At 53.6% G+C, this 2544-nt stretch carries 3 protein-coding genes and 1 pseudogene; 3 read left to right on the forward strand and 1 reads right to left on the reverse strand.

Annotated elements, in window-relative coordinates:
• A partial coding sequence (locus K206_RS42345; RefSeq protein ID WP_020207060.1) for a DUF3363 domain-containing protein occupies positions 1 to 176 on the forward strand: 176 nt, incomplete at its 5' end.
• A 29-nt stretch (positions 177 to 205) separates the two neighbouring features.
• On the opposite strand, the gene K206_RS42350 is transcribed toward K206_RS42345, so the two are convergent.
• Positions 206 to 1009, reverse strand: a complete 804-nt coding sequence (locus K206_RS42350) for a helix-turn-helix transcriptional regulator (RefSeq protein ID WP_231401737.1) — start codon at positions 1007 to 1009, stop codon at positions 206 to 208.
• 110 nt (positions 1010 to 1119) lie between these two features.
• Here K206_RS42350 and K206_RS42355 point away from each other — a divergent pair, with 110 nt between their 5' ends.
• Together K206_RS42355 and K206_RS42360 are read left to right on the forward strand one after the other, a co-directional pair.
• Positions 1120 to 2301: a CynX/NimT family MFS transporter gene (locus tag K206_RS42355; RefSeq protein ID WP_038457537.1), complete on the forward strand. Its 1182-nt coding sequence runs from the start codon at positions 1120 to 1122 to the stop codon at positions 2299 to 2301.
• Between the two features lie 8 nt (positions 2302 to 2309).
• A pseudogene (locus K206_RS42360) lies at positions 2310 to 2489 on the forward strand (LysR family transcriptional regulator); the annotation flags it as partial.
• Positions 2490 to 2544 lie beyond the last annotated feature (55 nt).

Consider the following 2544-nt stretch of genomic DNA (forward strand, 5'->3'; position numbering starts at 1 on the left):
TTGACCATTTTCACGACTTGAGCCGGCGTTATGCCGTCCTCGATGACGGCATGGAATTCAGCCTGGTGCCTTGGCGACCGGTGATTGAACAGCGGCTGGGGCAGCGGATCGTCGCGACGGCGCGTGGTGGCGGTGTGTCGTGGAAGATCGGGCGGCAGCGATCCTCCCAATCGTAGATACTTGGCTTGCTTAGTCTCGGCGTTTTTTATTTAGGCTCTGGTCTTGTAAAACGGCTGGGGGATTTGCCGAATAGCTGTTTAAAGGCATGAGTAAATGCCGAAGGCGTGGAATAGCCAATTGTTAATGCCACCTCTGTCACTGTAATGTCTGACCTCAACATTTCAAGCGAGCCAAGAAGCCGCATGCGTTGTCGCCATGTGTGATACGGCAAACCCGTAGCCCGCAGGAAATGTCGAGTAAATGTACGTGACGACATGCGAGCAAGACCTGCGGACTCATCGAGTGTATGGGCTAGATGTGGGGCGCTCTGAATTGTCAAGCAAACTTCAAGTAGTCTAGGTTCAGTAGGGAACGGCAGATTAAACGGGGCATCCGGCAGCGATTGCAACGAATCTAGCAGCACTTTAACCTTTCGTCCGTCTGCACCGTCTTCATCATACTTAACAGGTATAGATGTACAGCCGTGATGGATGAATGCACGGACAAACTCATCCACCATTACCACCCGTGGCTCTTGATCTTGTATGGCTACAGCAGTTGGTTCGATATACAAACTTTCCAACTCGACCTCTTCGCCAATCCATAGGGTATGAACACAGCCAGGAGGTATCCACACTCCGTAGTCGGGCGGCAATGTCAATGTAGTCGCCCCCGCTTGCACCTGCATCAGGCCATTTCGGGCGAATAGAAATTGCCACCAGACATGCTCGTGGCCCTGGACACAGGTTCCCCCCTTGAGGCTATATGCACGAAAATACACATGCCGAGGCAACTCCTTCAGCGAAGAGGTGCAGGCAAGACACCAATCCCGATTGTGGATTCTAGCCATCACGATCTAATCTCCGTTGGCAGCTACTCGATATATGTTGGCATTGTATCGAAAGCGCGCCTGGGATGCGACCGATATCCTATCGTTATTTAGTGCTAGGAATTAATCGCATGAAATATAAGCTGTTGCTGCCCTGGTTGATGGTGTTTGGTGCAGGCCTTTGCCTGCGTACCGGTATCTCGTCACTTTCCCCGGTGCTTGATAAAATCCAGCAGGAACTTGTCATCAGCAGTAGCTCCCTGGGCCTGTTGACTGCCATCCCGGTTGTCTGCATGGGTGTGTTGTCACCGCTCGGCCATGCCTTCGATCGCCATCTTGGTCTAAAAAAGTCCATGATTGTGGCGCTCGCCGTGCTAACGATAGGCTTGGCACTTCGCCTTCATGCAGAAACTTATGGCCTTCTCCTTCTGACCGCAGCATTGGTCGGTGTTGGTGACGCCATCATTCGGCCACTGTTGAGCGGCTTCATTAAAGAGACCTTTCACAATAAAACACATGCGGCTATGGGGCTGTATGCCACAGCAATGGGTGTCGGTTCTGCCGCTGCTGCATACGCAACACCATTCCTGTCTAGCGGCACTGAGAGTTGGCAAGGCGGCCTAGCATTTTGGGCAATCCCTGCGGCTGTAGCCGGCGTGTTGTGGGCCATGTGGCCAGGTGCTGCACATGAAGCTGCCCATGTGCAACATGGGCACAAGCATGGGCTAAATCGGCTGGAAGTAGCGGCATTGACGCTGTTCTTCGGTTTGCAGGCCGGCATCAACTACACGATTGTTGCGTGGCTGCCTAGCCTGTACCTTGCCTCGGGATTCTCCCAGCACGCGAGCAGCGCATTGATCGCACTGTTCCTAATACTACAGACATCGACTAGCCTGTTTTTTCCTGTTGTCATGCGAACCCTGCGTGCGGGCGTTGCCGGTGCAATGGTCACTTTCACCGCCTTGGCTATCGCTGGCTTCTTTATGCTGTGGTGGCTTCCACAGACAGTTTGGGGAGCGGCCGTGCTTCTTGGCGTTGCGACAGGTGGCTTATTCCCAATTGCGTTGCTTCTCCCGCTTGAATTTTCTTCGTCCCGCAGTGAAGCAACACGCCTAAGTGGCTTGACACAATCTGGGGGCTACCTGATAGCTGGTGTAACGCCGTGGATTGCCGGTATAGCGGCGGATCATATGGGCGCTGTCCGTGGTATTGCGTCGCAGAGCCTGCTTATGGGTATCGTGCTGATCGTCGTGGTCGGACAGGTGCGAGCATCCTATCGTCGCCATACAAAATACATCCGTGAAAAAGCGTAGGTGCCACTATAGAACTGCGGTATTTGCGCTGCTTTCTAGCTGTAGCCGAAAGACTGCATTTCGCGCAAGCGGCCGAACGACTGCACATCGAACAGTCGCCGCTGTCGCGTGCAATCAAGGAACTAGAGGACGAACCGGGCGCACAGTTATTCATTCATACCAGCCGCACCACGGCCTGTTGCCGCAGCAGTTATTAGGCAAGTCGTTGGCAGTCGATTCATCTTCGGTGACGAGGCTGTTAGA

Source organism: Cupriavidus sp. WS (genome assembly GCF_000395345.1).
GTDB lineage: Bacteria > Pseudomonadota > Gammaproteobacteria > Burkholderiales > Burkholderiaceae > Cupriavidus > Cupriavidus basilensis_B.

Excerpts from the sequence above, each read along its gene's own strand:
- K206_RS42350 (WP_231401737.1), bottom strand. The coding sequence starts at position 1,009 with ATGGCTAGAATCCACAATCGGGATTGGTGTCTTGCCTGCACCTCTTCG.
- K206_RS42355 (WP_038457537.1), top strand. The coding sequence starts at position 1,120 with ATGAAATATAAGCTGTTGCTGCCCTGGTTGATGGTGTTTGGTGCAGGC.